This window comes from Stenotrophomonas maltophilia, assembly GCF_013464915.1.
Classification (GTDB): domain Bacteria; phylum Pseudomonadota; class Gammaproteobacteria; order Xanthomonadales; family Xanthomonadaceae; genus Stenotrophomonas; species Stenotrophomonas maltophilia_AT.
Genome location: NZ_RAVT01000011.1, coordinates 23767 through 50241, shown reverse-complemented (window position 1 = coordinate 50241; position 26475 = coordinate 23767). Strand labels below are relative to the sequence as shown.

Genomic DNA, 26475 nt, shown 5'->3' with positions numbered 1-26475 from the left:
CGGAATCACAATCTGATTCCGCTGATCTTGAACCCCAGCAAGTGCAAGCACTTACGAGACGCACATCGTAACAGGTGACATCACGGGTGACAACTAGGTGACGCCTAGTGCCGTCACAGGTGACGCGAGGTGACGCCGAATAAAGTGGTCATCTTCGGCGGACCTCTCCTAGGACAACCATTCAGAACTACTCATTGCTGTTCACCACCGAGGACTACTACAGTTCCACATAGGTCCACCCAGGACCAACAACCGAACCACTCAGGACCGTACCGGGCAGCCCCCGGTGCGGTCCTCCCGTTTTGACTTTTGCATCCCCCGAGGGCAAACGATGACGACTTGGCAAGAGAACGACCTGCACGCCGCCCAGCTCGAACTGGAGAAGGAAAGCACCAGCCTGGGCATTGCCCGCTACGAGAAGATCAGGGAGCAGCGCCAGGAGGCCGAGACCGGCCCCGGCCGCAAGCTGGTCATGGAGAGCATCGACGCCACCGCCGCCGCGATCATGGCGTTCGTGGCCGAAGCCGACACCGGCAAGCCGGGCAAGCGCCACGCCGCCCTCAAGTTCATCCGCCACCTGAACCCCCACGCCCTCGCCTATCTGACCAGCTTCACCTGCGTCAACGCGCTGGTCGCCGATCACCGCAAGGCGGTGTCCGTGGCGATCACCCTGGGCCACGAGGTAGCCAACGAGATCAACTTCTCCCTGCTCCGCGAGAAGCACCCCGGCCTGTACCGGGTGGTCCAGGAGCAGCTCAAGAAGTCCACCTCGGCCCGGCACTCCACCGCCGTCATGCGGCACGTCATCGCCGACGCCGAGTTCGCCCCCGAGGACGACAAGCGCCTCTACCTGTCCGACAAGGACGCGCTGCTGGTGGGCATGAAGCTCATCGAGCTGTTCGTCGAGGCGACCGGGCTGGTCGAGCTGGTCACCGTGGCCGAGCGTGGCAAGCGCCACCTGCTCATCGCCGGGAATCAGAAGGTGCTCGACTGGCTGACCAAGGCCCACGACAGCGCCGCCCTGTACCAGCCGGTGCTGATGCCGATGGTCGTCCCGCCCCGTCCGTGGACCACGCCCCGCGACGGCGGCTACCTGACCGACATCGGCGGCCGGGCTGACCTCGTGCGTACCCGCAACCGCGCCTACAAGCGCGAGCTGGCGCTGGTCGATATGCCCAACGTCTACCAGGCCCTCAACGCCATCCAGGCAACCGCCTGGAAGGTGAACGTGCCCGTCCTGGAGGTCATGCGCGAGCTGTGGAACGCAGGCGGCGGTGTCGCCGGGCTGCCGGAGCGCGAGCTGATGGACCTGCCGAGCCGCCCTGCCCTGCTGGAGACCGACCCGGACTACTTCAAGGAGCACCACGCCGACGAGTTCAAGGAATGGAAGCGCGACCGCGCCAAGGTCTACGAGGCCAACGCGCGCAGCGTGTCCACCCGCCTCGCCGCCGCGCAGAAGATCGCCCTTGCGGAGAAGTTCGCCGAGTACCCCGCGATCTACTTCCCGCACAACCTCGACTTCCGCGGCCGGTGCTACCCCCTGCCCCCGACGCTGACCCCGCAGGGTGATGATGCGGCCAAGGGCCTGCTGACGTTCGCCCAAGGCGTGCCGCTCGGCGAGGACGGTGCCTACTGGCTCGCCATCCACGTCGCCAACTGCTTCGGCGTGGACAAGGTGTCGTTCGAGGAGCGCGTGGCCTGGGTGCGCGAGCACGAGGAGCAGATTCTCGACAGCGCCCTCGATCCGCTGGACGGCCAACGCTTCTGGATGGACGCCGACAGCCCGTTCTGCGCGCTGGCCGCGTGCTTCGAGTGGCTCGGCTACAGCCTCAACGGCCGCGATCACGTCTCCCATCTGCCCATCGCGCTCGACGGCTCCTGCAACGGCCTCCAGAACTTCTCGGCCATGCTCCGCGACTCCGTGGGCGGCGCAGCCACCAACCTGATCCCGCAGCCGAAGCCCGCCGACATCTATTCGCGCGTGAAGGACGTGGCCCAGGAGAAGCTGCGCGCCCGTGCCGAGAGCGGCGACCCGCTGGCGATCAAGCTGGACGGCCAGCTCACCCGTGACATCGTGAAGCAGCCGGTGATGACGCTGCCCTACGGCGTCACGAAGTCGGGCATGCGCGCCCAGGTGCTCTCCAAGTTCAAGAAGCTGGGCATGGAGGACGATTGGGAGACCGCCGAGTACCTGGCGACCCTGCTGTGGGAGTGCATTGGCGAGGTGGTGATCGCAGCCCGCGCGGCGATGGACTGGCTGCGTGACGCCTCCAAGGTCGCCTCGTCGGCCGACCTGCCGGTGAGCTGGACGACCCCTGCCGGCTTCCCGGTCCTCCAGGAGTACCGCGAGGAGGAAGGCGTCCGCATCCGGCCGCACGTCGGAGGCCGCGAGGTGAATTTAGTGGTCAACATCGGCGGTACTAAGCTCGACCGTCGCAGGCAGACCCTCGGGATCAGCCCGAACTTCGTCCACTCCTGCGACGCCAGCCACATGATGCTGACCACCTGCCTCGCGGCAGAGAACGGCATCGAGTCGTTCGCAATGATCCACGACTCCTACGGTACGCACGCAGGCCAGGCAGCAATCCTCGCCGCCGCACTCCGACAGGCGTTCGTCGATCAGTACAGCGGCGACGTACTGGCCGACTTCCGACAGCAACTCGTCGAGCAGCTCCCGCCAGAAGCGGCAGAGAAACTCCCACCCCTCCCGCCGCATGGCGACCTGGACCTCAGCCTGGTGCTGGAGTCGCGCTATTTCTTTGCCTAGTCCATCCCCCTTTGGCAATTGATACCCCAAACGAGAACATCCACATGAGCATCAACTACCAGCACGCACTGAACACCTACGTTGCTCAGGACCACTTCGGTGTGGTCCTCGGCATCTACAACCCGGCCGAACACGGCACGGTCGAGGAGTTCAAGCACCGCATGACGGAGCTGCACGCAGGTGCGTGATCGCGTCATCGACGGACTGCACTCACGTTCTGCCGAGAGCGCCGCACGCGGCGCTTTCGTCGTGATCGACAGCGTGCAGTCCCTCGGCCACCCGGCCGATCAGGTGATCGGCTTGGCGTGTGCCTTCAAGAACTTCTGCGAAGTGCTCAGCCTCGATCCGATGGAAGTGCTGCGGGTCGTCTCGCGCATGGAGCAGGACTGCCGCTACCGGCAGGTCAACACCCTCAACGCCGTGCGCCGCTACGCGGAGCGCGAGCTGAAACCGCACTACCCGTGATGCGTGACCCGATCACCGACGCCTTCATCGACGAGGCGCTCATCGGCTTCGACATCGACGAAGCCTTCGGCATTTCCGCCGACACCCCGCTGACCGCCGCCGCTGACCTGTGGCGCGCGGGCATCTATCTCCCGACCAACTACGAGACCGACAACTGATGGCAACCAAGAAGCGCGAACGATTCGTCTCCCCCAAGGGCACCGCAGTGTGGCCGCGCCTGAACGAACCGGACACCAAGTTCAAGCCGGAAGGCGAATACACCGTGAGCCTGGCGTTCGACCCGAACGACAAGGACTTCAAGGCGCTGGCGAAGAAGCTGGAAACCCGGCGCGACGAGCTGTTCCAGGAGTTCCTGAGCGAGAACCCGAAGAAGAAGAAGGGTGCCGAAGTGGCCCCGGTGTTCACCGAAGAAACCGACGAGAACGGCGATGACACCGGCCGCGTGCTGGTGAAGTTCAAGATGAAGGCCAGCGGCGTCAGCAAGCGCACCGGCAAGAAGTTCACCATGCGCCCGGACATCTTCGACGCCCGCGGCAAGAAGATCGACAACCCGCCGCAGATCGGCGGCGGCAGCGAACTCAAGGTCTCCTACGAGATCGGCGGCTCGTTCGTCGAATCGGCCAAGAAGTTCTACCTGACCTGCTACATGGTCGCCGTCCAGGTGATCGAGCTGGTCGAGTTCGGCCAGCGCAACGCCAAGGACTACGGCTTCGGCGAGGAGGACGGCTACGAGGCCGCCGACAGCGCGCCGTTCAGCGACAGCGATGACGACTCGGACGACGACAGCGACTCCGACGACGAGGGCGATGACGGCGACTACTGATCCGCTGTCGGTCATCGTGGACACCGCGAGGGGGGCCGAGCATTTGGCCTCCCTCACGTTCCCGTTTGACCCGGTGCCCGCCTCGCGCCCGAAGGTTTCGCGCTGGGGCGTCTACTACGGCAAGACCTACAAGACCTGGAAGGAAGCCGCAGAGAAGCATCTGCCAGCCGGTGACCTGGACCTGTCGCCGACCGATCCGGTTTTAGTGGTCATCATCGCGGTATGCAAACGCGCCAAGACCTCGAAGGCCGCGTTTCCCAAGGGCGACGTGGACAACCTCGCCAAGGGGCCGATGGACGTTGTGACCAAAGCCACCGGCTATTGGGCCGACGACAAGCAAGTCATGTGGCTGCTCTCCGGTAAGCGCTGGGCGCAGCCGGACGAAGAACCACGCACCGAAGTCCACCTCTACAAACTCTAAGTGCGCCTCAAACCTCTGGAATCGGTAGAGGCGCTGTTCGTCCTCGCCAGCATGACCCGCCCCGAGCAGGTCACGACCGGCGAAGAACTCGCACGCCTGCACCGCTCGCAGGGCTACTCGAAGATCGCCGTCCACTTCGTCATCGAACGTGACGGCTCGATCTACGACGGTCGCCCGCTGAATCAGCCCGGCGCTCTCGCCGGTAAGCACAACCAATCCGCATACCAAGTCTGCCTCCTGGGCGGCGTCAACGACGCCATGCAGCCCGAGGACAACTTCACCGAAGCCCAACACGCCGCGCTGCGACGCCTGCTCGCCGCCTACGGCAAGCCCGTCGTGTGGGCACCTGACTTCCCTCGATAGGAGAACCCAACGTGAAACCGCTGCCCCCGCAAACCCAGGTCGTCCTGGATCACCTGCGTCGCCACTCGCACCTGACCTCGTGGCAGGCCGAAGGCGTCTACCGCATCCGCCGCCTTGCCTCGCGCGTCGATGAGCTGCGCGCTGCTGGCTTCGAGATCGAAACGCAGACCTGCGAGGACGCCTCGGGGCAGCGGTACACGCGCTATCGCCTGTCGCGCCGTCAGCGCCGCAGCAAGGCTCCGCTCCTGGAAGCGCGCCGCGCTCCGAAGCAGTACCGCGTCGATGCGCTGCTCCAGCTGTATCGCAACTACTGCACCGACGAGCTGGGCCTCGACGCCAACGATGCGACCGAAGAAGTCGCCGCATTCACCAAGTTCCTGCTGGAGAAGAACGCATGACCAACACTGCCACCACCGTCATTCCGTCCGCGATGCGCCTGGCTTTCGAGCGCGCATGGGCGAGCGCCGACAAGCCCTTCCGCGGCCTGGGCCGCACCGTCAAGGGTGCGCTGAATCGTCGCCTCGGCATTTCCTACCGCAAGCGCATGTGGTCCGTGGAGCGTGCAAAGCGCTGACTCCGAATACCTCCACAAAGAGCCGTGCCCGAACTGCGGCAGCAAGGACAACCTTGCGCGCTACAGCGACGGGCACGGCTACTGCTTCGGCTGCGGTCACTACGAGCCAGCCGAAGGCGAGGAGGTCTCTCAACCCACCAGCAGGAAAACCATGAGCGACTTTGCGAAGGGTGAACCGCAAGCCCTGGCGAAGCGCGGTATCACTGAGGAAGCATGCCGTAAGTACGGCTACTGGATCGGCAAGGACAAGCACGGCAAGACCGTGCAGATCGCCAACTACAAGCGCGATGGCGGCATCGTCGCGCAGAAGCTCCGCTACCCCGACAAGAAGTTCTCGTTCATCGGCGACTCGAAGGCGTGCGGGCTGTTCGGCCAGCACCTCTACGAACCGGGGCGACGCCTCGTCATCACCGAAGGCGAGATCGACGCGCTCTCCGTGGCGCAGGCACTCGGCCTCCGCTGGCCGGTGGTGTCCGTCCCGAACGGGGCGCAAGGCGCAGCCAAGTCCATCAAGCGCGAGCTGGAGTGGGTCAACGGCTTCGACGAGGTTGTGCTCATGTTCGATATGGACGAACCGGGCCAGGCCGCCGCGCAGGAAGTGGCGCTGCTGCTGACTCCCGGCAAGGCCAAGATCGCACAGCTCCCAGCGAAAGACCCGAACGAGCTGCTCCAGCGTGGCGACGCCGAGGCGATCACTCGCGCCATCTACGAAGCGCAGACCAAGCGCCCCGATGGCGTGGTGACGTTCGGCTCCCTCAAGGAGAAGGCACTCAAGCCGGTCTCGATGGGCATGCCCTGGCACGACCCGCGCCTCACCGCGCTGACCTACGGCAAGCGGTACGGCGAGGTCTACACCTTCGGCGCAGGCACCGGCATCGGCAAGACCGACTGGCTGATGGAGGAAGCAGCCTTCATCGCGCAGGAAACCGGCGACCGTGTTGGCCTGTTCTTCCTAGAGCAGCAGCCGGTCGAGACGGCGAAGCGCATGGCAGGCAAGGTTGCAGGCCGCCGCTTCCACGTTCCCGATGGGAGCTGGACGCAGGAGGAACTGGAAGCCGCGTTCGAGATTCTCGACAAGGGCCAGGTGTTCATCTACGACCACTTCGGCTCGTCCGAGTGGGACGTGATCGAAGCCAAGATGGCCCACATGGTCGTCGCCGAGGGCGTCAAGCACATCGTCCTCGACAACCTCACGTCGTTCGCGGCCGGTGCCGAGGACGAGCGGAAGATGCTGGAGGACACGATGGCGAAGATCGCGCAGTTCGCGCAGCGCCACCTCATCTGCATCTACCTGGTCTCGCACCTCGCCACGCCGGAAGGCAAGCCCCACGAGGAAGGCGGGCGCGTGATGCTCCGTCACTTCAAGGGCAGCCGCGCCATCGGCTTCTGGACGCACTTCGCCTTCGGCCTGGAGCGCAACACGCAGGCCGAGAACGAGGCCGAGCGCAACTGCACGACCTTCCGCGTCCTCAAGGATCGCTTCACCGGCCAGTCGAACGGCCAGGTTCTCTACTACAGCTACGACCACGCATCCGGCCGTCTGCTCAATGCAGATGCTCCGGGCGAATACGGCGACTTCGCCGACGAGTCATCCGATGTATCCACCTCCGACTACTGACGGCCGCTCGGTCGTCGGCTTCATCCCAGCTGATGCTCCGCTCTCCTTCGCTGAGAGCCTCGTTCTCCCCTACCAACTCCCGCGCTCCGACCAAGCCTGCCGTGTCATGTACGGCAAGCCAGGGCGGCGCGTGGTCATCCACATCAAAGCCGAGGAACTACCCCAATGAAAGAGATCGTCGCCATCGCAATCGACCTGCTGACCGCCCCGTTCCGCAAGGACACCGTGACCGACGTGGTGAAGGTGCTGGAGGGCCAGGTGGACAAGCTGTTCAAGATCAGCGCCGACCGCATCGCCACCGCCTCGACGCTGCGCGACAAGGCCGATGTCCTGCACTCGCAGGCCGACGAGCACGAGGAAGAAGCCGAGCGCGCACTGCGCGTCGCCGAGCGCTTCACCAACCTGATCCGCTAAGGGACCAACCATGACTGCCGAGCAACACGCTCGGTCCCTGTTCGACGTGTTGCCGGCCGAAGTCCGCCACCTGGTCATCCTGGGTGGCGGAAGCCTGCGCGCGTTCTACGACGGGACCGAAATCAAGGACATCGACTGCTTCTTCGTGTCACTTGCGAGCTACACCTACGTGGCCGCGTACCTGAGCGGCCGTAGCGACTGGACCAGCGAAGCCGCTCCGAACGGTATCCGCAACTTCCGCTCGCCCGAGGGTCACCTCGTGAGCCTGATCGGCTTCGAGTTCGGCACGCCGCACGAGCACTGCGCCCGCTTCGATCTGCGGTGCTGCGCCCATGTCGCCATCTACGAACCCAGCACCGACGAGGTGGTGGTCGTATCCCTCGAAGGCGCGGTTGCCGACGCATCGGAGAAGCTGCTGTTCGTGCTGAACAACAACGGCACCGAGCGCACCATCCGCCGCATCACGCACTACGTCGAGGACTACGGCTACACGCTGCATCCCGACCAGCCCGAGCAGGACGAACTGTTCGAGGACGACGACTTCTCCGGCCACGCGCCGCAGGGCGTCCACACGCCGCCGAAGGCCCCCGAGCCGGAGTACATCCTCCGCGCCCGCCGCCGCGTCCGCGCAATCCCCGTAACCAACCACGGCTACCCGTAAGGAGGACCGCCGTTGATCCTCGTATTCGACTGCGAGACCAATGGCCTCCTCGACGAACTTGACACGATCCACTGCATTTCCCTCCAAGAGGTAGATGAGACCGGCGCACCGCGCGGTCCCATCCTGTCCGCCAACGATCACGGCACGGGCGAAATGACAGTCCGTCAGGCCGTCGAGAGGCTCAAGAAGGCCAAGCGCGTTGTCGGCCACAACATCGCCGGATTCGACATTCCGGCTATCGCCAAGGTGTTCCCGGACTTCAAGGTCCAGGCGTACTTCGACACGCTGCTGATGTCCACGCTGGTCTACCCGGACCTCAAGGACCGCGACTTCAAGGCCCGCAAGAAGCAGGGAGCGAACCCGGTGTTGCCGGGCAAGCTGATCGGCCGTCACTCCCTCGAAGCGTGGGGCTACCGCCTCGGCCGCTGGAAAGGCGACTACGCGGCGCAGATGGCCGCACGCGGCCTCGACCCCTGGGCAGAGTGGTCTCAGGAAATGGACGACTACTGCGACCAGGACGTTGCGGTCACGCAAGCGCTGTTCGCGTTGTTGATGAGCAAGGGCCTCCCCACCGAGGCCATCGAGCTGGAGCAGGCCGTCGCGCCGATCCTCTCGCGTCAGCAGCGCTACGGCTACCTGTTCGATCAGGAGAAGGCGCGTGAGCTGGAGTGCATCCTCGTGTCCCGGCGCACTGCGCTGGAGGCCGAGCTGCGCAAGGTCATTCCGCCGTGGAAGGTGGTGAAGCGCAAGTTCGTACCGAAGCGCGACGACAAGCGCCGCGGTTACGTCAAGGGCGTGGAGGTCACGACCTACAAGGACGTGGTGTTCAACCCGGCAAGCCGCCAGCACATCGCTGACCGCTTGACTGCAATGTACGGCTGGCAGCCCCAGGAGTTCACCGAGAAGGGCCAGCCGAAGATCGACGAAGAAGTCCTGGGCGCGCTCAAGTTCCCGATCATCCCGCTCCTGCTGGAGCACTTCATCGTCAACAAGCGCCTCGGCCAGCTCGCCGAAGGCGACGAGGCGTGGCTCAAGGCCATCAAGAAGGACGGCCGCATCCACGGCAGCGTGAATCAGAACGCAGCGGTGACCGGCCGCATGACGCACTCGAAGCCGAACATCGCTCAGGTGCCGAAGGTCCAGCACTCGAAGGAGAAGGGAATCCTCAAGGGCCAGGAAGGCGGCTACGGATTCGAGTGCCGCTCGTTGTTCTGCGTCCCAACAGGGAAGCTCCAGGTCGGCGCGGACGCCTCGGGATTGGAGCTGCGCTGCCTGGCGCACTTCATGGCAAAGCACGACGGCGGCGAGTACGCCAAGGTCATCCTCGAAGGCGACATCCACTCCGTCAACCAATCGGCGGCAGGACTGCCCACCCGCGACAACGCCAAGACCTTCATCTACGCCTTCCTCTACGGGGCAGGCGACGCGAAGCTCGGCTCCATCGTGGGTAAGGGTCGCCAGGCCGGGGCGAAGCTCCGCTCGAAGTTCCTGGCCGGGCTGCCTGCGCTGGAGAAGCTGGTACGCGGGGTCAAGAAGCGCGCGGCCGAGAAGGGATACCTGATCGGTCTCGATGGCCGGAAGCTGCACATCCGCAGCGACCACGCCGCGCTCAACACCCTGCTCCAGTCGGCCGGTGCGCTGGTGATGAAGAAAGCCCTGGTGATCCTCGACGCCGACCTGCAAGCCGCAAGGTTGGTGCCGGGCGTCCACTACGAGTTCCTCGCCAACGTCCATGACGAGTGGCAGATCGAAGTGGACGAGGACAAGGCCGAGTTCGTGGGCAAGACCGCACAGGCTGCCATCCGCAAGGCTGGCGAATACTTCGGCTTCCGCTGTCCGCTCGATGGCGAGTTCAAGATCGGAAGGAATTGGGCCGAGACGCACTGACCCGCGGCAAGCGGGACATTGCACTCGCCCTGGTGCGCCAAGCGAAACGCCGGGCAGCAAGGAAGGGACTGCCGTTCGACCTCACGTCGGACGACATCGTGGTCCCCGACTTCTGCCCGGCGCTGGGCATCCCGCTGTACCGCGCTGTCGGGCGCAAGGCCCAAGGCCCCAACTCACCCACGCTCGACCGCATCGAACCTGACCTCGGCTACGTCCGGGGCAACGTGCGCGTGATCTCCGCACGCGCGAATCAGATCAAGTCCGACGCGACTCCCTCGGAGCTTCTGCGAGTCGCCTGTTACGTCCAAGAGAACCGATGAACCCAACCAACATCCTGCGCGCCCTCGCGGCGCTGCTGGTCGTTGCCGCGCTCGCGGCTGGCGGCTTCGCAGCCTGGAAGTACACCGCAATGGCCCAGCGCGTGACGGAGCTGGAGGAGTCGGCAAAGGAACTGGCCGACCTCAAGCAGACCGTCGAGACCCTCAACCGCGAAGCCGTGCGCCGCTCTGCCTTCGATGCAGCGCTGCGGAACGCCCGCGCCACCACCAACCGCTCTGTGGAGATTGCAGCAAATGCTGACCCGGAAACTGGCGATTACCTGTCTCGCCGCATTCCTGACGAGCTGCGCCGCGCACACCTCGAAAGTCGTGCCGGAGCAGTTCCTCCAGCCGACCGTCATTGAGGGCACGCACTCCTCACTCGACGCCGTGATGGCTGACCCGACCACCACCACCTACGACCTCTACCGCTTCGGCGGCAACGCCGAGGACGGCCTCCTGCGCTGCAACGCCGACAAGGCGAGCGCCCTGGAAGTCCTCAAGGAATCGAACCGATGAACGAGAATCAGCTTCGCGTGCATTTCATTGGCGGCCCCGCTGACGGCGATGTCCGCTTGATCGCTCCGTGTACTACCTACCGCGTGGCTGTGCTCGAACACCAGCCCGAGGTTCACGCCTACAACGCCAAGTGCCCGTGCTGCACGGAGCGCATGCTGCGCCCCGTGGAGTGGAACACCGCGATCTACTTCATCCGCCGCGTTGGCGAGAAGTGCTGGGTCGCCGTACACGAGAGCATGGCATGAAGCGCGCACTTCTGATCCTGGCGCTGTGCGCTGGCCTCGCTGCGTGCGACATGAAGCCTTGGCCGCCACGCGCCGATTACGGCTCGTGCCTGAAAGGACACACCGAGAGTGGCCTGATGCTGATCCCAAACAGCAATGGCGGATTCTCGTACATCCCCACCAGCGATTACGTCTGCGACGAGTACGAGTACCCGCTCGGCGACGGCCCGGAGTACCAGGCCGGAATGAAGCGCTACGCCGCCGAGCTACAGGCGTGGTATGAGCGTCACCCGGAGAAGCGGCCATGACTTCCTACGTGACCTATCGGCCACCGCATGCGGCCGGTTCCTGGGTCATCGGCGGCAACTTCTTCGTGCAGGTCAAGGAGCGTCCGAACTGGCTGCACCGCTGGTTCGCGCTGGCGTTCCTGGGATGGCAGTGGGTGGACGCATGAACAAGCGCGGCCCCCTGCTGCTGATCGACGCCGACGTGCTGCGCTACCAGCTCGCGTTCTCGAACACCGCGAACATCGACTGGAACGGCGACGGCAACAAGGTCGAAGCGATCCAGCCCGAGCGCGCGAAGGCGAAGCTGGAGGACTACATCGACGAGATCGTCGAGAAGTTCGGCGCGCGTGATTACCTGCTGGCCCTGTCCTGCAAGAAGCACAACTTCCGCAAGGACATCGACCCGACCTACAAGCTCAACCGCGCCAGCAAGGACAAGCCTGCCCTGTGGTACGTGCTCGACGAGTTCGTATACGACGAGTTCGGCGACAAGATCGTGGAGATCGAGAACCTGGAAGGTGACGACGTGCTGGGCCTGCTGGCCTCGCACCCGAATCCGAAGCGCGCGCCAGGTAGCCGCATCGTCGTGTCCATCGACAAGGACATGCAGACGATCCCCGGCATCCGTCTCTACAACCCCAACCGTCCCGACGTGGGCGTCCGGCCGATCTCGGCTCACGACGCTGACCTGTTCTGGATGAAGCAGGTGCTCACGGGCGACCAGGTGGACAACTACCCCGGCTTCCCCGGCATCGGCCACAAGGGCGCGGACGAGCTGCTCATGCCAATCCACGAGGCGTACCGCGATGCGTCCGTCGAGGAGCACCTCGGCGCGCTGTGGAACACCGTCGTCACCACCTACACCACCCGCATCCCCCGCGGCGGCACCGAGCCGCTGTCGAAGCACGATGCGATCCGCCAAGCACGCCTCGCGCGAATCCTGCGCTACGGCGACTACAACCCCAAGACCAAGGAAGTGAAGCTGTGGAAACCCTGATCCTGTTCATCACCATCGTCGCCGTGCTGGCCGTGCTGTTCGCCTTCGTCGCCTACGGCGCTGCCTGGCTGTGGTGGCGCAGCCTCAACACCCTCGAACGTGCCATGTACCGCGACGCCGCCAGTATCAAGCTGTGGCCCGCTGCTGTCGGCGCTGTCGGCGTTGCTTGGCTGGTCGCACGCTCGCTCGCGTGACGATTAGCCCCGCTTGGCCCTAGCGTTCTCCCAATCAGCAATTAATTCGTCCCGGACGTGATCCGCTGCAACCGGACGCACAACCTTGTCATGCAAAAACACTGTGACTGTCGGTTTGCCGTCAGCGGTCTCCCCGCCGACCACCTTGAGATTTACCAGCGACTGCACCCTATTGACGAGATTGTCGTGGTCTTGCTGAGCCTTAGCGGGAGGGGAATGCTCGTAACTCGCCTCAGCGGCTACGAAGCCGTAAATCCTGTCTGCGTAGTTCTGTTGCGTGTGCGTTACTTGTTCGTATTCGGCGTACTCGATCCCGTCCATAAGCGGCTCCTTTTCTGACCGCTGAGTATGCGGCATTAACATCCCTGTTGGTAACTGGCCCGCTTCGTGCGGGCCTTTCCTTTTCTGGAGTCCCCATGAAGATCATCGGAATTACCGGCCGCGCCCGTAGCGGCAAAGACACCCTGGCCGAGTTCCTGGTCAGCGACCACGGCTTCGTGAAGCTGTCCTTCGCGGCCCCGATCCGCGCCTTCGTGGCGGACATCACCGGCCTGCCGGTGTCCGCGATGGAGGACGGCCCGCTCAAGGAGGAGCCGCTCGACTGGCTCAACGGGCAGACCCCGCGCCGCCTGATGCAGACCGTGGGCACCGAGTGGGGCCGCGAAATGATCGACCGCGACCTGTGGGTCAAGGTGGTCGCGCAGAAGATCCGTCAGGCCCGCCGCGACGGCGCTGCTGGCGTCGTGGTGTCGGACGTTCGCTTCGACAACGAAGCGCAGTTCATCCGTGAGTGGGGCGGCCAGGTGGTCCAGGTGCTCCGCGACAGCGCGGCCCCGGTCTCGGCGCATGCCTCCGAGGCAGGCGTCCACGGCGACCTGATCGACACCGTGCTCGACAACAACGGCCCGATCCACCGCCTGCGGATGGTCGCGGAATCGCTGGCCCGACTCTAAGGGTTTAGTGGTCATCATCGGGGGAAACGACAGTTTCCCCACCTATTCATAACCCAGGAGTTCTATGCAAATCCCTCTGCACTCCTACGACCTGATCGACCTCCTGGACGAACTGCACCCCGAAGTGATCTACGACCCCGCCCAGCCGAAGGAGGAGTTCCTGCTCCGGCAGGGCGAGCGTCGCCTGATCCTGCGGCTCAAGGCGCTGCGGAAGGTCGAGCAGATGGATCACCGCGCCCGCTAACCATGTGCAGCAAGCCCAACATGCCGGACCAGCAGGAGAAAGACCCGATCCTGCTGACCCGCCAGGACACCCAGCCGACCGGCCACGCGGCCGATCAGCGGCGTAAGTCCAAGGTCCGCCTGGACCTGAACAACGCAACGCAGTACCAAGGACTGACCATCCCGAATGGCTGACGCCAAGCAGACCTCGGCCGAGAAGCAGACGGCCGCGAAGCGCTACGGCGATCTCAAGTCCAACCGCAAAGAAGCCGAGACGCGCGCCAAGCGCTGCGCCAAGGTCACCCTGCCCCGCCTGTGGGTGGACGAGGGCGCGAAATCGCGCACCCCCGGTTCCGCCTACATCGACACCGGCCCGAAGTGCGTCAACGCCCTGGCCTCGAAGATCGTGCTGGCCTGGCTCCCGCCGAACGCCTCGGTATTCAAGCTCGCGCCTGACCAGGCCGTCGCCGAGAACATCGCCGAGCAGGCTGGCGTGGAGACCTCCGAACTGGAGGCCGCGCTGGTGGACGTGGAGCGGGTCATCGTCAACGACCTGGAGACCAGCGGCGTTCGCCCGGTCCTCAGCGAGGCGGCCAAGCACGCCATCGTCCTCGGCAACTTCCTGCTCTACGACCCCGACGAGGGCAAGCCCAAGCTGTACCCGCTGACCTCCTACGTGACCGACCGCGATGGCCTGGGCAACGTGCTGGAGATCATCACGCTCGACAAGATCGCCCCGGCCATGCTGCCGGACTCGATCCGCGCGGCGGTGATGCAGAAGCTCGCCCAGGAACGCGACGAAAAGACCAAGAACGACGACGTGAACCTCTACACCTGGGTGCGTCGCTCGGAAGATGGCAAGGAGTGGGAAGTGGTCCAGGAGGTCGAGGGCGTCGAAGTCCCCGAGACCGTGGGCACCTACCCCATCGACGCCTGCCCGTGGATTCCCCTGTGCGCGCCGCCGTCCCTCGTGGACGACTACGGCGAGGGCTTGGTCTACGACTACGTGGGCGCGTTCGAGTCGCTGGAGGCGCTGCGCAAGGCGATCCGTAAGGGTGCCGCCGCGCTGGCGAAGATCATCATGTTCCTCAAGCCGACCTCGACGATCCGCGAGCGCCAGCTCACCGAGGCCGAGTCCGGCGCGGTGCTGCGTGGCGAGGCCAGCGACGTGACCACGCTCCAGCTCCAGAAAGCCTACGACCTGAACTTCGTGCGTCAGGAGGCCGAAGGGCTGGCGAACTCGCTGGAGCTGATCTTCGGCGTGAAGTCCGCCGTGCAGCGCCCCGGCGAGCGCGTGACCGCCTACGAAATCCGGGTGCTCACCCAGGAACTCGACGACGCCCTCAGCGGCTTCATGGCGATGTCGGGCGAGCAGCTCTTGCTGCCGCTGATCCGCCGCCGCCTGCACAAGCTCCAGAAGCAGGGTCGCCTGCCCGAGCTGCCGCAGGAACTCATCAAGCCGCGCATCACCGTTGGCATCGCCGCCCTCGGCCGCGGCCACGACCTGAACAAGCTGATCGAGTTCGGTCAGGCAGTGGATGCGCTTGTCGGCGCAGAGGAGAAGGCGCGCCGCCTCAACAGTGGCGAGGCGATCTCCCGACTGGCCGCCGCTTCCGACATTTCCACCAAGGGCCTGATCCGCTCCGACGACGAGCTTGCTGCCGAGCAGCAGGACGCCTCGGCGCAGGAGGCGATGGTCCGTGCCGCTCCGAATATCGCCTCAGCGATGACCCAAACCCCGTAACCCCGAGAAGGACGCAATGTCGAACGAAACCACCGAGAAGCCCGCCAAGCCGACCAAGGAAGCCCCGAAGGCTCCGAGCGTCGAGCGTAAGGGCAAGGCCGAGATCACCCGCAAGACGAACGGCCTGGTCATCGTCAACTACAAGCCCGAGGACAAGTAATGTCGCAGCCGGGCAAGTCCGAAGTGACCGTCAGCCTTGACGGCATCAACGGCCAGCCGACCCCAGGTCAGCAGCCGCCGCAGAACTCCCAGGACACCCAGCAGCCCGCACCGGGCGCGCAGGGTGGCACCGATGGCGAGCGCCTGTTCGGCGGCAAGTACAAGACCGTGGAGGAGCTGGAAGCCGCCTACGCACAACTGAGCACGCCAGCCGACGACAAGGGTGGCAAGGGCGGCCCCGCGACCATCGACGACGCCACCGCGGATGACGCGCGTGACGCCTTGGCGCGGGCTGGCCTGAACCTGGACGACTTCGCCACCGAGTTCAACTCGAACGGCTCGCTGTCCGAGGAGAGCTACAAGAAGCTCCAGGACGCGGGCTATCCGAAGGAGCTGGTGGACGTGTACGTCGATGGCCTGCGCGCTCGCGTGCAGACCTACGAGAACGCCGTCTACTCGCCCGCAGGTGGCAAGGCCGGTTACGACGGCCTGGTCCAGTGGGCTAAGACCAACCTGAGCGCCGAGCAGAAGCGGGCGTTCAACGAAGCGGTGCAGTCCGGCGACGCCGGCCGCGCAGCGCTGGCAGTCCAGGGCCTCGTCGCCCTCCGTGGCGGCAACGGCCGCCTTCTGAATGGCAAGACCGCATCGAACGCCGATGCAGGCCCCAAGCCGTTCCAGTCGCAGGCGCAGGTCGTCGAAGCGATGCGCGATGTGCGCTACCACCGTGATCCGGCTTACCGCGCGGAAGTCTCCGCCCGCCTGGCCGTGTCGCCGCTGTTCAAGTAATCCACTCAACCTCAAGCAAGGACTAAATGTCGGACGCAATCCCCTCCCGCCTGGGTCAAGCCCAGGCCAACGGCGACGCCTGGGCGCTGTTCAAGCAGAACTACACTGCTGAAACCATCACCAGCTTCGTCGAGAACTACAAGCTGGACGGCCGCGTGTCGGTGCGCAACATCGAGAGCGGCAAGTCCGCCTCGTTCCCGAACGTCGGCACCATCGGCTCCGAGTACCATGTGCCGGGCACCGAGATCAAGGGCCTGGTGGTCGAGCACAACGAGACCATCATCACCCTCGATCCGATGCTGATCTCGCACGCCTTCATCGCCAACATCGACGAGGCGATGAACCACTACGACGTGCGTTCCGAGTACACCCGTCAGCAGGGTGCGGAGCTGGCGCTCAAGCGCATGCAGAACGAGCTGCGCTGCGCGATCCTGGCCGCTCGTACCACCGAAGGCAAGGTCGAAGGCCAGCCGGGTGGTGCCATCATCAAGGCCGCCACGATGGCCTCCGATCCGACCGTGCTGGCCGATGCGTTCCGCAACGCCCGCATGCTGTTCGACGAGAAGCTGCTGCCGGACAACCCGCAGGAGTTCACTGGCGCACTGGCCCCGGCTCAGTGGTATCTGCTGACCGAGAACAAGGACTTGATCGACCGCGACATCAACGCGGAATCGAACGGCTCCTACGGCCAGGCGATCATTTCCTCGGTCGCCCGCATCCCGCTGGTGAAGATCAACGCGATGCCGCGTGTCGATGAGTCGGCCCTGGCCTCGATCCCGGCCAAGTACCGCGGCAACTTCGCGGACACCGTGGGCGTGATCTTCCACCGCTCGGCGGTCGGCACCCTCAAGCTGCTGGACCTGTCCCTGGAGGACGTGTACCAGGGCGAGAAGCAGGGCACCCTGATGCTGGCGAAGTACGCGCTGGGTCACGGCATCCTGGCTCCGCGCGGTGCCATCGAGCTGTCGAAGGCCCCGTAAGCAATACCGCGCCGTTGGGCAAATCCCGCGGCGCTTCAATCTCTCTCCATCTACGGGGGACATCCACATGGGTGTCCCCCGTTTTTTTGCCCCGAATCCATGAACCTCGAACTCACTCCGACCACGGAACTCGAAGCCGTCAATGTGCTGCTCGGTGCTATCGGCGAAGCGCCGATCAGCGACCTCGAAGCGCTCGGCAACCTGTACGCCTCGCAGGCGCGCGACACCCTCCGCGCGGTGAGCCGCGAGGTCCAAACCGCTGGCTGGTGGTTCAACACCAGCGAGTCGTTCACCTTCACGCTCAACGCGGAAGGCAAGGTGCTGCCGCCGCAGTCGATCCTCAAGCTCGTCCCCGCACGCGGAAGCGAGCCGCTGGTGATCCGAGGCACGCGCCTCATCAACCCGCTCACCCTCGCCGACACGTTCTCGTCGGCCCCCACCGCCGACTTCGTGACCTGGTTCCTCGCCTACGAGGAGCTGCCCGAGTCGGCCCGCCGCTACATCGCCGTGCGCGCTGCGCGTCTGTTCCAGACGAGCGTGCTGGGTAGCGACCAGCTCTACGTGTTCACCGAGAAGCACGAGGAGGAGGCATACCTCATCTTCGCGCAGGAGCACGCCGACTTCACCTACGCCCGCGGCCACAACTTCCTCAGTGGCTCGACGGACGTGTCTGATATTTGGGACCGCTGATGCCGCTAATCACGGGGGACTATCCCTCGTTCCTGGGAGGCGAGTCGCAGCAGGACGATACCGTCCGCTCGCCGAACCAGCTCACCAAGGCGATCAACGCCTGGCTGCATGCCGCAATGGGCGCTGGCAAGCGCCCGCCCGCCGAGTTCGTTGCTGGCCTTGGCGTCACCCTCGATCACGACTGTGCCTTCCACTCCATCGTCCGCGATGAGAACGAGCGCTACATCGTCGCCGTGGGTCACCGCAGCATCCGCGTGTTCGACCACGAGACCGGCAAGGAATACACCGTCAACGCCACGGGCGACGCGCTCAACTACCTGGACACCCAGGGACAGCGTGCGTGGTCGTGCTTCGCGCTGGCGACGTTCTCCGACACCACCTTCATCGTCAACCGGCTGGTAGACGTGAAGCAGAGCGATGAGCTGTCGCCCGGTTCGCTGTACGGATCGGCGCAAACGATGTCCGACCTGCCGAAGCCCGGCGACAAAGGCTCGGCCGTTGTGCCGACCGGCGCGATCTACAACATCATCGGCTCGTCCGAATCGCAATTCGACGACTACTACGTCCAGAAGCAGTCCTCCTCGGTCTACCTGGAGGTCGCCCGGCCGGGCATCAAGCACCGCTTCGATGCCAAGACGATGCCGCACATCCTCAAGCGCATCCCCGATCCAGTGCATGCGGACGGCTTTTGGTTCTCCTTCGGTGGACCGGAGTGGACCGCGCGCCTCGCGGGTGACGAGCAAAGCAACCCGTTCCCGTCCATCGACGGCCAGCGCATCCGCGAGGTGTTCAAGCACCGGGACCGCCTAGGCTTCCTGGCCGGGGAGAACGTGCTGATGTCCGAGGTCTCCGATCCGTTCAACCTCTGGCGCACTTCGGTGACCCAGGTGCTCGACGCCGACCCCATCGACGTGAGCGTCAGCGGGTCTAACGGCGTCACCACGCTCTACCACGCAGTCCCGTTCCAGTCGGCCCTGTTCCTTGCCGCTGCGGGCGGCCAGTTCCTCCTGACCGCCGAGCCGTACCTGGCCGCCAAGAACGTCAAGAGCGATCCGGTCAACAGCTACAGCAGCTCGCCGTACATCCGGCCGAAGCTGATGGGCGAGTCGCTGTACTTCACCGAGGACAGCGGCGCATACGCCAGCGTGCGCGAATACTTCATCGACGACCTGTCGGTGACCGGCGACGCCGCCGACGTGACGGCGCATGTGCCCAAGCTGATGCCGGGCCGCATGCGAGCGATGGCGAGCGCAAGTGGTGCCGACTGCGTGTTCTTCGCTCCTGACGAGCCGACCGACGCGCAGCTCTACGTCTACTTCGTCCGCTGGATCGGCGACGAGAAGCAGCAGTCCGCATGGACGCGCTGGTCAATCTCCGGCGTCGGTCGCATCGTCCACATGCACGCCATCAACGACGTGCTGTACGCCGTCGCGGAAGCCCCAGGCGGCGGCTGCGAGCTGCTCAAGTTCCGCATGGTGCTCAACCAGCACGACACGGATGCCACGGGCGACTACAACTTCCTGCTCGACCGCATGCTGGTGGTGCAGCCCACCTATCAGCAGTTCGGCAACGAGACCTGGATCGACCTGCCCTACATCGTGCCCGATGGCATGACGGTCACCGTCCTCAAGACGGACGACTGGCAAGACCCCGGCGCGTACCTGGACATCACCAAGGCGCGCTGGGACAACGCCCGCACCCGCCTTGCGCTCCCCGGTAACCACACCGAGGGCCGCGTGGTCGTCGGCATGGACTACGAGCACCGCCTCACCCTGACCAAGCCCATCGTTCGCGGTGGGCAGAACCAGGCCGTGCTGGTGGGCCGCACGCAGGTGCGTGACATCGAGGTCGCCTACAAGGATGGCGCGTACTTCGAGCTGGAGGTCGAGCAGCACGGCAATGGCCGCGTCGAGACCTACGTGGCGTCGCACTCCGGTGCGTACACCGCGCGCGTCCTCAACGACTCGGTGTTCCGCACCAGCGCCCCGACGTTCCACTCCGGCTCTCGCCGGTTCCCCGTGCTGGGCGACGCCAACAGCGTCCGCATGCACCTCGTCAACCGCCTGCCGTTCCAGTGCTGGTTCCAGTCAGCACAGTGGCGCGGCATGTTCGTCTCCCGCAGCCGAGTATGACCCTGACCTATCGAAGCCCCACCGCCAGCGACATCCTCCACGTCGCCGAGAACATGCGGCAGGAGGACATCCTGGAGGTGGCGGCTTCGCATGGTCACACCCCGCTCCAGGCGCTCGCATTTGCAGTGACCGCGAGCGACCGCAGTTTCGCCGCGATGCACGACGGTTCCCCCGTGTGCATCTTCGGCTTCAGCCAGCACGCCGAGGGTATCGCCTCGGTTTGGCTGCTGGGCACCGACGCCCTGGTGGCTCCCACGTTCTGCCGCACGTTCCTCCGAGAAGCTCGGCGGATCAGCGACGAGTGGTCGGCCACCTTCGGCACCATCTTCAACTTCGTCGATGTCCACGCCGTCACCACGCGGCGATGGCTCGGCTGGCTTGGCTTCCGCGAGAGCGGCGTCGAGTCCGCCTACGGCTTCGCCAAGACACCCTTCGTCCGAGTAACCAAGACCCCATGTGCAACCCCGTAGCAGTCCAGGTCGGTATCGCCGCAGTCAGCGCGATGGCGACCATGTACGGCCAGGATCAGAACAACAAGGCCATCGAGGAAGCCGCGGAGCGTCAGCAGGAGCAGATCAACGACCAGGCCGCCGAGCGCACCCAACAGCGCATGGAGGAGGCCCGCGCACTGCGATCCGCGATGCGCGCCTCCGCAGCAGAAGCGGCAGTGTCCGGCAACTCGGTCGAGCTGCTGGCGAACGACATCATGGCCCAGGCTGGCCGTGACGTGGCCCTCATCGAGAAGAACCGCAGGAACGGAGTCGTCGAAAGCGGCTCCGAAGCACGCGCTCGTATCCGCACCGGCAATGCCGAGGCGCTGGGCGGCGTGATGCAGTCAGGCGCGAATGCCTACAGCAACATCCAAACCTACAAGCGCTATTCCATTCCCGGAGACGAGTAACCCGTGGCTCGCACGAAACCCCAAGAGATCATCCGCCGCGCGCAGGTGCCGCAGCGTCTCGCCGAGCGCCCCGTTCTGGCGGTGCAGGCTGACCAAGCGTCCTCCGCTGGTGCCGGTGTCCTCTCTCGCACCGCCGCTGCGGTGCTGACGCGCGTCTCGGATTCCGTCAACTCGCAGATGATCTCAAACAGCCGCGAGCAGTACAGCGCCGCGGCGACCCAACGTATGCAGGAGGACGCCGAGGGTACGCCCCGGCAGGCCAAGGACTTCGTTGCCCAGCAGTCGGAGTCATGGCGTCGCGGCTACCTCAAGGCAGACGGCATCATCCGCGTCCGCGACTGGCAGATCGAAGCGGCCAAAGAGATCGCCAAGGCCGAACCCGGCACCGACATCGAGCCGCTCATCAAGGAGCGGATGGCTGCGCTGACGCAGAACCCCGAGTTCCAAGACCCGCAGGTCCGCAAGGCCCTGATGCCGGTCGCCATGCGCGCCGCGCAGCAGGTCCGCCAGCAGTGGCAGGCCGACTCGATGCGGGAAATGCTGGTCCGGCAGAAGGAGTCGCTGACCGCGATCATCCGCGACGGCATCAAGGGCGGCACGTTCCTCACTTCCGAGGGCATGAACGGCCTGTACGCGATGCTGGACCAGGAGGAGTACGCCTATCTCAACAAGCGCGACGTGGACGAACTCTACGTCGAGGCCGCCAAGGAGGAGCTGGCCGCAGGCAACCGCGATCCTCAGTCGATCCTGGCGTTCCTGGAGCAGGACCGCGGCGACGGCCAGCCCGGCTTGATGAACACCGAGCACGGCGACGAGCTGCGCGCGGCGGCTGCCGCTGGTGCCCGCGTGATCGCACACCGCGAGGACGAGGCACGCAAGCAGGCGATGGCCGAGGCAGAGTGGACGCTCCAGGGCCTCGCGGATCGCGGCCAGCTCACCCACAAGACCATCGACACCTGGGCCAGTAAATTCGGCCTGAGCGGTGGCGACCTCCAGTCCTTCAAGCGATACTGGAACAACCAGCAGGAGCAGACGCTTCGCCGCTGGGAGCAGGAAGCGAAGGAGCGCGCCCGAGAGGAGCGCATCCGCAAGCTGGTAGCCGGGGGCAATCCCTACGAGATCAGCGACGCCGACCTCAAGAAGCAGGCCGGTAAGGAGTGGGAGGAAACCCCGCAGGCCGCACGCGGCCAGGTGCTCCAGAAGTGGGCACGGCAGGGCATCGTCATCCCCCAGCTCGAACGCATCCTCAAGCGCGCTGACCCGGCGTTCCAGGAGAACTTCCAGAACGCCGCGACGCTGTACGAACAGCTCCGCAAGGTCTCGCCCAAGTACGCCGATACGGTCGCTGGCGGCGAGGCTGCCGCAATGCTGGACCAGTACCTCTACGACACCCGGCGCAGCGGTCAGTCTCACCAGGAGGCCGCTCGCGTCCTGACGCAACCGAAGCGGGAAGTCGAGGAGGCCCGCTCGGTCATCAACGACACCTGGAAGTCCGGCATCAAGGACTACCTGGAGATCGACGGCAAGCCGCGTGACCCGCGTGAGCTGCACCGCATCCGCCAGGAAGCCGAGCGCATCGCCTCGCGTGGCGGAGTGTCCGGCGAAGCTGCCATCCGTGCAGCGGTCGGTCAGATCGACGCCCAGCGCACGACCGTCAACGGCCGCCGCGTGCCAAACATCGGCATGCCGCAGGGTGCCGAGCCAGCGGTAGACGAGCTGATCCAGACGGTCGCGCGCAAGCTCGGCCGCGACCCGGATGAGCTGTCGGCCCTGCCCAATCCCCGCAATCCGGGGCAGTGGCAGATCGTCGGCCCCGACAACTGGCTGATCCCTGACCCGGACACCGGCCGCGCCATCGGTTTCGACCCGCGTGCCATCGCGGCACAGCACCAGCGCTGGAAGGGAGACCTTGCGGAATCCCAGGCGCGTCGTCGGGTCGAGCAGCGCACCACCTGGGCGGACCAGTCCCGGAACATCCGCGACCTGCGCTCGCAGTCGGCGACCACGGAAGTCCCTGCGGCCATCGCCAAGCGCGACGCCAGCGCCGCCGAGGCTCCCGCCTTCGAGCTGCCCAAGTTCGACCTCACCAAGCCGCTGGTTCCCAACGCGGGCACCAAGCAAACCACCACCACCCCGGCAGTCCCCGAGGACTTCCTGGAGTACCTGACGAGGAAGTAAGACCGCATGTTTGAATCCCTACCCGGCGCAGACGAGAACATCGTCAAGCCGGCAACCCAGCAGCCCATCGTGCAAGCCGTGCGCGAGCGCAAGGAGCAGCGAGAGGCCGCGGAGCGCCGGAAGGATCAGACGACCGTATGGGACGGATGGGGCGCTGCCCAGGCAAAGGGCGGCATCGGCTTCATCGACCGCTTCATCACCGAGCTGGGCTACGAGCCGCAGCAGGGCTATCGCATTCCCGCAGACGCGCGCAAGCGCTGGGAGTCGATGGGCCTGCGCCCGGAGCAGTGGGAGCTGTTCGGCCGGGCCACGTCCGACGAGCACCTCTCCTATCTGGAATCCGTGGCCTTTATGAATCAGATGGCGGACGACGACCTGGCGCAGTTCGGCCTGGGCGGACAGATCGCCCTCGGCTTCACCGACCCGGTGGCAACCGGCCTCGATCTCGCCACGGGCGGCCTGGGGTACGCAGCCAAGGCCGGACGCCTCGCCAACGCGGTGCGTTCCGGTCTACAGGCTGCGGGCACCTCCGCGCTGATGTCGGCCGCAACCTCCACCTACGACCCCGAGCAGACGCTCGCGGATGGCGTGCAGAGCGCCGCCCTGTCGTTCGCGTTCGGTGGTGCCCTCGGCGCTCGCCGGGGTGCCCTGTTCGACGGCGAGGTGAAGCCTGACGTGGTGAAGCGGCTGGCCGGTGACGACTCGCTGTCCGCCGCCCGCGTGGCAGGCACCGCCGCCAACGACCTCACGCCAGGCGTCCTCCCGCTGCGCAACGAGAGCGCATTCGAGCAGGAGTTCACCGACAAGGCGCTGGTCAACGCGCACATCACGCCCCACTTCGCCACCGTCCGCCGCGACCTTGCTGCCCGCATGGGTAGCGCCAAGTCGCCGCTGGTGCGCGAGGCGGGCCGCCTGCTGTTCCGCGATGGCGTCGGCTACACCGATCGCTCCGTCGCGGTCCAGGAGTCCACCAGCGAGTTCGCCAAGCGCCACCTGGCCGTCATGGAGACGGAATGGCGGAGCGGAGTGAACGCCGCATGGGACGCCTACAAGCAACGGACAGGCACCCATTGGTGGAACTTCTCCGAGCGCGCAAAGTTCAACGAGGAGGTCGGCCGTGCCGTGCGCGGTGCGCCTGACGTATCACCGGAAGCCGCCAAGGCGGCCGGCAGCGTCGCCAAGGCGATGCGCGATGCGCTCAAGCTGGCGCAGGACAGCAACCTCGACGGCTTCGCCAACGTGGCGCAGAACGGCAGCTACCTGCCGCGCTACTGGAGTGGCAAGGGCTTCAAGCGCCTGTTCGGCGAGATGCAGCTTCACCAGGACGACGTGATCGAGCAGCTCATCAAGCCCGCCATGCGTCGCGCCTGGGAGGCCACCACCGACGAAGGCGACGAGATCGACGACGAGCTGCTCGGGGCGGTTGCACGCTCCTACCTCAAGCGCGCCCAAGCGAACTTCGAGGGCGACGGGATGGACCTGCTGGTCCGCCCGCTGGACAGCGATTCGGTCGAGGAGATCGGCAACATGCTGACCGAGGCGGGCGTCTCGCCCGTGCGGTCGCAAGAGCTACTGTCCAAGCTGGAGCGCAAGACCTACGAGTCGGGCAAGCTCGACCGCGCGAAGAAGCGCATCGACCTCGACGAGACCTACTCCACCACCATCCGCAACGAGGCTGGCGAGGACGTGCAGGTCTCGATGGCCGACCTGTTCGACAACGACGTGGACTCGGTGATGACCCGCTACATGCGCGAGATCACCGGCTGGTCGGCGCTGTCGTCGAAGGCTGGCATCAAGAACCGCGCACAGCTCGACCGCTTCGTGTCGAAGCTCAAGAGCGACGTCCGCAAGTCCGGCGACGACGTGAAGGACATCGAGCGCCTGATCGACATCGGCCTCAAGTCCACCTTCGGCCGCAGCACCGAACTCGATCCCGCCAGCCGAGGCGCACGCTACGCGCGGTTCCTGCGCAACTGGAACTTCGCCCGCGTGATGAACCAGGTCGGCTTCTCGCTGTTCGCCGAGCTTGGCCCGACCATCGCGCATGCCGGTCTCCGCAACTTCTGGAACTCCGTGGGTGCCGCCCGCGACTTCCTGGTGCGCGGCGCTGACGGCAAGCTGTCCTCGCAGGAGGCGCGCGTCATGGAGCGGCTGTTCGCACCCGGCACCGACTGGCTGCGCAACCCGCCGTTCCTGCGCCTGGACGAGGATGCGCTAGTGCCGCAGACGTTCAACGTCAAGCACGGCGAGAAGATCGACAACGCGATGAACATGGCGACGCACGTCACCTCGGTCGCATCCGGCATGGCCCCGATCAACACGATGCTCCAACGCATCGCCGGTCGCGCCACGCTGCTGCGGCTGCTGGACATGGCGAACGCCAAGAAGCTGTCGGACGCCGAAGTGGCCCGCCTGCGCACCTGGGGCCTCGACGAGAAGGCCCAGGCCGACGTGTTCGGCTACCTCAAAGGCAAGCGGCAGATCGAGCAGATCGACCCGGACAAGCTGCCGTTCCAGACGCGCGAGCGCATGGCGGCCTTCCTGTTCCGCGTGACGCGACACCAGGTTCTCGAAGGTGACGCCTCGGACAGCATCGAGCTGATGCACTCCACCACCGGCCGCATCGTCACGCAGTTCCGCAGCTTCATGGTCAACAGCTACACCCGCCACTTCCTGAACTCCGTCCACCACTACGACGACTGGCGCACCTACGCGATGGTCGTGCTGTCCACTTCGGCAGCAGGCATGGGCTGGGCGGCTCGCACGTACATCAACACTGCGGGCAACCCCGAACAGCGGAAGAAGCAGCTGACGCAGGAGAACTTCTACAAGAACGCTGTCGCGCAATCGAGCTGGTCGAACGTGATCCCCGCGGTCACCGACGCCGTGTGGGCGGACGCCTTGGGTAACGACCCGGTGTTCGCCAACAACCGCTCGACCGGCCTGGAGAACGGCGTGATGGGCATCCCGTCCATCGACCTGTTCAACAAGGTCTACGGCAGCACGCGGATGATCGGTTCGGCCATCCGCGACGATGAGGAGATCACCGAGAAGCAGATGCGCGACTTCTGGAAGATTTGGTGGTTCAACAACATGACGGGCGTCCGCAACATCGCGGATCAAGCCCTACAGCAGTTCCCTGACCGCAAGGACGGGACTGATCGACCGTAACCAGGAGGCCCTTCGGGGCCTCCACCTT

Annotated in this window: 35 protein-coding genes; 34 read left to right on the top strand and 1 reads right to left on the bottom strand. The window is 65.4% G+C overall.

Features of this window, described 5'->3' with window-relative positions; all coding sequences use genetic code 11:
* The first annotated feature begins 331 nt into the window (after positions 1–331).
* From D7T59_RS04015 to D7T59_RS03920, 21 genes are all read left to right on the top strand, one after another.
* Complete coding sequence (locus tag D7T59_RS04015; protein ID WP_005412423.1) at positions 332–2767, top strand: DNA-directed RNA polymerase; 2436 nt, start codon at positions 332–334, stop codon at positions 2765–2767.
* 44 nt (positions 2768–2811) lie between these two features.
* On the top strand, positions 2812–2955 hold the full coding sequence (locus tag D7T59_RS04010; protein WP_005412422.1) for a hypothetical protein: 144 nt from the start codon (positions 2812–2814) through the stop codon (positions 2953–2955).
* On the top strand, positions 2948–3232 hold the full coding sequence (locus tag D7T59_RS04005) for a hypothetical protein (RefSeq protein WP_049397849.1): 285 nt from the start codon (positions 2948–2950) through the stop codon (positions 3230–3232). The genes D7T59_RS04010 and D7T59_RS04005 overlap by 8 nt, the downstream gene beginning before the upstream one ends.
* Positions 3232–3390, top strand: coding sequence for a hypothetical protein (locus D7T59_RS04000; protein ID WP_154267700.1), 159 nt, complete (start codon positions 3232–3234; stop codon positions 3388–3390). Before D7T59_RS04005 ends, D7T59_RS04000 begins: the two co-directional genes overlap by 1 nt.
* Positions 3390–4055 (top strand): hypothetical protein, encoded by a 666-nt coding sequence (locus tag D7T59_RS03995; protein ID WP_004154595.1) that lies wholly within the window; start codon positions 3390–3392, stop codon positions 4053–4055. Before D7T59_RS04000 ends, D7T59_RS03995 begins: the two co-directional genes overlap by 1 nt.
* Positions 4039–4476, top strand: coding sequence for a RusA family crossover junction endodeoxyribonuclease (locus D7T59_RS03990; protein WP_160314062.1), 438 nt, complete (start codon positions 4039–4041; stop codon positions 4474–4476). The genes D7T59_RS03995 and D7T59_RS03990 overlap by 17 nt, the downstream gene beginning before the upstream one ends.
* Complete coding sequence (locus D7T59_RS03985) at positions 4477–4839, top strand: N-acetylmuramoyl-L-alanine amidase (RefSeq protein WP_004154593.1); 363 nt, start codon at positions 4477–4479, stop codon at positions 4837–4839.
* An 11-nt stretch (positions 4840–4850) separates the two neighbouring features.
* Positions 4851–5237 carry a helix-turn-helix domain-containing protein gene (locus D7T59_RS03980; RefSeq protein WP_004154592.1) on the top strand — a complete coding sequence of 129 codons (387 nt, stop codon included), beginning with the start codon at positions 4851–4853 and terminating at the stop codon, positions 5235–5237.
* Positions 5234–5413 carry a hypothetical protein gene (locus D7T59_RS03975; RefSeq protein ID WP_049434079.1) on the top strand — a complete coding sequence of 60 codons (180 nt, stop codon included), beginning with the start codon at positions 5234–5236 and terminating at the stop codon, positions 5411–5413. The genes D7T59_RS03980 and D7T59_RS03975 overlap by 4 nt, the downstream gene beginning before the upstream one ends.
* A gap of 151 nt (positions 5414–5564) precedes the next feature.
* Positions 5565–7031: a toprim domain-containing protein gene (locus tag D7T59_RS03970; protein ID WP_005412418.1), complete on the top strand. Its 1467-nt coding sequence runs from the start codon at positions 5565–5567 to the stop codon at positions 7029–7031.
* A 165-nt stretch (positions 7032–7196) separates the two neighbouring features.
* Positions 7197–7445 carry a hypothetical protein gene (locus D7T59_RS03965; RefSeq protein ID WP_005412417.1) on the top strand — a complete coding sequence of 83 codons (249 nt, stop codon included), beginning with the start codon at positions 7197–7199 and terminating at the stop codon, positions 7443–7445.
* A 10-nt stretch (positions 7446–7455) separates the two neighbouring features.
* Positions 7456–8106 carry a Gabija anti-defense Gad2 family protein gene (locus tag D7T59_RS03960; protein ID WP_049434078.1) on the top strand — a complete coding sequence of 217 codons (651 nt, stop codon included), beginning with the start codon at positions 7456–7458 and terminating at the stop codon, positions 8104–8106.
* Between the two features lie 12 nt (positions 8107–8118).
* Positions 8119–9993 carry a DNA polymerase gene (locus D7T59_RS03955; protein ID WP_180851852.1) on the top strand — a complete coding sequence of 625 codons (1875 nt, stop codon included), beginning with the start codon at positions 8119–8121 and terminating at the stop codon, positions 9991–9993.
* Entirely contained in the window at positions 9975–10313 is a 339-nt protein-coding gene (locus D7T59_RS03950) for a hypothetical protein (protein ID WP_050483582.1), read from the top strand. The genes D7T59_RS03955 and D7T59_RS03950 overlap by 19 nt, the downstream gene beginning before the upstream one ends.
* Positions 10310–10675, top strand: coding sequence for a hypothetical protein (locus D7T59_RS03945; RefSeq protein ID WP_005412414.1), 366 nt, complete (start codon positions 10310–10312; stop codon positions 10673–10675). Before D7T59_RS03950 ends, D7T59_RS03945 begins: the two co-directional genes overlap by 4 nt.
* Before the next feature lie 28 nt (positions 10676–10703).
* The gene (locus D7T59_RS21235; protein WP_258013034.1) at positions 10704–10829 is read left to right on the top strand and encodes a hypothetical protein; all 126 of its coding nucleotides are present in this window, start codon (positions 10704–10706) and stop codon (positions 10827–10829) included.
* Complete coding sequence (locus D7T59_RS03940; RefSeq protein ID WP_004154585.1) at positions 10826–11074, top strand: hypothetical protein; 249 nt, start codon at positions 10826–10828, stop codon at positions 11072–11074. The genes D7T59_RS21235 and D7T59_RS03940 overlap by 4 nt, the downstream gene beginning before the upstream one ends.
* Complete coding sequence (locus D7T59_RS03935; RefSeq protein ID WP_049434075.1) at positions 11071–11361, top strand: hypothetical protein; 291 nt, start codon at positions 11071–11073, stop codon at positions 11359–11361. Before D7T59_RS03940 ends, D7T59_RS03935 begins: the two co-directional genes overlap by 4 nt.
* Positions 11358–11507 carry a hypothetical protein gene (locus D7T59_RS03930; protein ID WP_160314061.1) on the top strand — a complete coding sequence of 50 codons (150 nt, stop codon included), beginning with the start codon at positions 11358–11360 and terminating at the stop codon, positions 11505–11507. Before D7T59_RS03935 ends, D7T59_RS03930 begins: the two co-directional genes overlap by 4 nt.
* Positions 11504–12337, top strand: a complete 834-nt coding sequence (locus D7T59_RS03925) for a hypothetical protein (RefSeq protein ID WP_004154583.1) — start codon at positions 11504–11506, stop codon at positions 12335–12337. The genes D7T59_RS03930 and D7T59_RS03925 overlap by 4 nt, the downstream gene beginning before the upstream one ends.
* Positions 12325–12531, top strand: coding sequence for a hypothetical protein (locus D7T59_RS03920; RefSeq protein WP_049397854.1), 207 nt, complete (start codon positions 12325–12327; stop codon positions 12529–12531). Before D7T59_RS03925 ends, D7T59_RS03920 begins: the two co-directional genes overlap by 13 nt.
* Before the next feature lie 3 nt (positions 12532–12534).
* Here the strand turns inward: D7T59_RS03920 and D7T59_RS03915 are convergent, their stop codons facing one another.
* A complete protein-coding gene (locus D7T59_RS03915) occupies positions 12535–12852 on the bottom strand; it encodes a hypothetical protein (protein WP_150359514.1) in 318 nt (105 codons plus the stop codon).
* Between the two features lie 95 nt (positions 12853–12947).
* Between D7T59_RS03915 and D7T59_RS03910 the strand changes: the two genes are divergently transcribed.
* From D7T59_RS03910 to D7T59_RS03850, 13 genes are all read left to right on the top strand, one after another.
* The gene (locus D7T59_RS03910) at positions 12948–13484 is read left to right on the top strand and encodes a deoxynucleotide monophosphate kinase family protein (protein ID WP_049434072.1); all 537 of its coding nucleotides are present in this window, start codon (positions 12948–12950) and stop codon (positions 13482–13484) included.
* A gap of 64 nt (positions 13485–13548) precedes the next feature.
* Positions 13549–13728 carry a hypothetical protein gene (locus D7T59_RS03905; protein WP_049434071.1) on the top strand — a complete coding sequence of 60 codons (180 nt, stop codon included), beginning with the start codon at positions 13549–13551 and terminating at the stop codon, positions 13726–13728.
* Between the two features lie 20 nt (positions 13729–13748).
* Entirely contained in the window at positions 13749–13901 is a 153-nt protein-coding gene (locus D7T59_RS03900; protein ID WP_005412406.1) for a hypothetical protein, read from the top strand.
* Positions 13894–15450: a portal protein gene (locus D7T59_RS03895; protein WP_005412405.1), complete on the top strand. Its 1557-nt coding sequence runs from the start codon at positions 13894–13896 to the stop codon at positions 15448–15450. The genes D7T59_RS03900 and D7T59_RS03895 overlap by 8 nt, the downstream gene beginning before the upstream one ends.
* Positions 15451–15466: 16 nt before the next feature.
* On the top strand, positions 15467–15610 hold the full coding sequence (locus tag D7T59_RS03890) for a hypothetical protein (RefSeq protein WP_004154577.1): 144 nt from the start codon (positions 15467–15469) through the stop codon (positions 15608–15610).
* On the top strand, positions 15610–16395 hold the full coding sequence (locus D7T59_RS03885) for a capsid assembly protein (RefSeq protein WP_005412404.1): 786 nt from the start codon (positions 15610–15612) through the stop codon (positions 16393–16395). The genes D7T59_RS03890 and D7T59_RS03885 overlap by 1 nt, the downstream gene beginning before the upstream one ends.
* 26 nt (positions 16396–16421) lie before the next feature.
* Positions 16422–17375 carry a major capsid protein gene (locus D7T59_RS03880; protein ID WP_005412403.1) on the top strand — a complete coding sequence of 318 codons (954 nt, stop codon included), beginning with the start codon at positions 16422–16424 and terminating at the stop codon, positions 17373–17375.
* Positions 17376–17474: 99 nt separating this feature from the next.
* Positions 17475–18065 carry a hypothetical protein gene (locus tag D7T59_RS03875; RefSeq protein WP_005412402.1) on the top strand — a complete coding sequence of 197 codons (591 nt, stop codon included), beginning with the start codon at positions 17475–17477 and terminating at the stop codon, positions 18063–18065.
* Positions 18053–20197: a phage nozzle protein gene (locus D7T59_RS03870; protein WP_143565846.1), complete on the top strand. Its 2145-nt coding sequence runs from the start codon at positions 18053–18055 to the stop codon at positions 20195–20197. The genes D7T59_RS03875 and D7T59_RS03870 overlap by 13 nt, the downstream gene beginning before the upstream one ends.
* Positions 20194–20667: a hypothetical protein gene (locus D7T59_RS03865; RefSeq protein WP_005412400.1), complete on the top strand. Its 474-nt coding sequence runs from the start codon at positions 20194–20196 to the stop codon at positions 20665–20667. The genes D7T59_RS03870 and D7T59_RS03865 overlap by 4 nt, the downstream gene beginning before the upstream one ends.
* Before the next feature lie 32 nt (positions 20668–20699).
* A complete protein-coding gene (locus D7T59_RS03860; RefSeq protein WP_032961812.1) occupies positions 20700–21098 on the top strand; it encodes a virion core protein, T7 gp14 family in 399 nt (132 codons plus the stop codon).
* Positions 21099–21101: 3 nt separating this feature from the next.
* Complete coding sequence (locus D7T59_RS03855) at positions 21102–23276, top strand: hypothetical protein (RefSeq protein ID WP_180851850.1); 2175 nt, start codon at positions 21102–21104, stop codon at positions 23274–23276.
* A gap of 6 nt (positions 23277–23282) precedes the next feature.
* A complete protein-coding gene (locus D7T59_RS03850; protein ID WP_180851848.1) occupies positions 23283–26447 on the top strand; it encodes a hypothetical protein in 3165 nt (1054 codons plus the stop codon).
* Positions 26448–26475 lie beyond the last annotated feature (28 nt).

Excerpts from the sequence above, each read along its gene's own strand:
- D7T59_RS04015 (WP_005412423.1), top strand. The coding sequence starts at position 332 with ATGACGACTTGGCAAGAGAACGACCTGCACGCCGCCCAGCTCGAACTG.
- D7T59_RS04010 (WP_005412422.1), top strand. The coding sequence starts at position 2,812 with ATGAGCATCAACTACCAGCACGCACTGAACACCTACGTTGCTCAGGAC.
- D7T59_RS04000 (WP_154267700.1), top strand. The coding sequence starts at position 3,232 with ATGCGTGACCCGATCACCGACGCCTTCATCGACGAGGCGCTCATCGGC.
- D7T59_RS03995 (WP_004154595.1), top strand. The coding sequence starts at position 3,390 with ATGGCAACCAAGAAGCGCGAACGATTCGTCTCCCCCAAGGGCACCGCA.
- D7T59_RS03990 (WP_160314062.1), top strand. The coding sequence starts at position 4,039 with ATGACGGCGACTACTGATCCGCTGTCGGTCATCGTGGACACCGCGAGG.
- D7T59_RS03975 (WP_049434079.1), top strand. The coding sequence starts at position 5,234 with ATGACCAACACTGCCACCACCGTCATTCCGTCCGCGATGCGCCTGGCT.
- D7T59_RS03970 (WP_005412418.1), top strand. The coding sequence starts at position 5,565 with ATGAGCGACTTTGCGAAGGGTGAACCGCAAGCCCTGGCGAAGCGCGGT.
- D7T59_RS03965 (WP_005412417.1), top strand. The coding sequence starts at position 7,197 with ATGAAAGAGATCGTCGCCATCGCAATCGACCTGCTGACCGCCCCGTTC.
- D7T59_RS03960 (WP_049434078.1), top strand. The coding sequence starts at position 7,456 with ATGACTGCCGAGCAACACGCTCGGTCCCTGTTCGACGTGTTGCCGGCC.
- D7T59_RS03945 (WP_005412414.1), top strand. The coding sequence starts at position 10,310 with ATGAACCCAACCAACATCCTGCGCGCCCTCGCGGCGCTGCTGGTCGTT.
- D7T59_RS21235 (WP_258013034.1), top strand. The coding sequence starts at position 10,704 with ATGGCTGACCCGACCACCACCACCTACGACCTCTACCGCTTCGGCGGC.
- D7T59_RS03940 (WP_004154585.1), top strand. The coding sequence starts at position 10,826 with ATGAACGAGAATCAGCTTCGCGTGCATTTCATTGGCGGCCCCGCTGAC.
- D7T59_RS03935 (WP_049434075.1), top strand. The coding sequence starts at position 11,071 with ATGAAGCGCGCACTTCTGATCCTGGCGCTGTGCGCTGGCCTCGCTGCG.
- D7T59_RS03930 (WP_160314061.1), top strand. The coding sequence starts at position 11,358 with ATGACTTCCTACGTGACCTATCGGCCACCGCATGCGGCCGGTTCCTGG.
- D7T59_RS03925 (WP_004154583.1), top strand. The coding sequence starts at position 11,504 with ATGAACAAGCGCGGCCCCCTGCTGCTGATCGACGCCGACGTGCTGCGC.
- D7T59_RS03915 (WP_150359514.1), bottom strand. The coding sequence starts at position 12,852 with ATGGACGGGATCGAGTACGCCGAATACGAACAAGTAACGCACACGCAA.
- D7T59_RS03910 (WP_049434072.1), top strand. The coding sequence starts at position 12,948 with ATGAAGATCATCGGAATTACCGGCCGCGCCCGTAGCGGCAAAGACACC.
- D7T59_RS03905 (WP_049434071.1), top strand. The coding sequence starts at position 13,549 with ATGCAAATCCCTCTGCACTCCTACGACCTGATCGACCTCCTGGACGAA.
- D7T59_RS03900 (WP_005412406.1), top strand. The coding sequence starts at position 13,749 with ATGCCGGACCAGCAGGAGAAAGACCCGATCCTGCTGACCCGCCAGGAC.
- D7T59_RS03895 (WP_005412405.1), top strand. The coding sequence starts at position 13,894 with ATGGCTGACGCCAAGCAGACCTCGGCCGAGAAGCAGACGGCCGCGAAG.
- D7T59_RS03890 (WP_004154577.1), top strand. The coding sequence starts at position 15,467 with ATGTCGAACGAAACCACCGAGAAGCCCGCCAAGCCGACCAAGGAAGCC.
- D7T59_RS03885 (WP_005412404.1), top strand. The coding sequence starts at position 15,610 with ATGTCGCAGCCGGGCAAGTCCGAAGTGACCGTCAGCCTTGACGGCATC.
- D7T59_RS03880 (WP_005412403.1), top strand. The coding sequence starts at position 16,422 with ATGTCGGACGCAATCCCCTCCCGCCTGGGTCAAGCCCAGGCCAACGGC.
- D7T59_RS03875 (WP_005412402.1), top strand. The coding sequence starts at position 17,475 with ATGAACCTCGAACTCACTCCGACCACGGAACTCGAAGCCGTCAATGTG.
- D7T59_RS03865 (WP_005412400.1), top strand. The coding sequence starts at position 20,194 with ATGACCCTGACCTATCGAAGCCCCACCGCCAGCGACATCCTCCACGTC.
- D7T59_RS03860 (WP_032961812.1), top strand. The coding sequence starts at position 20,700 with ATGGCGACCATGTACGGCCAGGATCAGAACAACAAGGCCATCGAGGAA.
- D7T59_RS03850 (WP_180851848.1), top strand. The coding sequence starts at position 23,283 with ATGTTTGAATCCCTACCCGGCGCAGACGAGAACATCGTCAAGCCGGCA.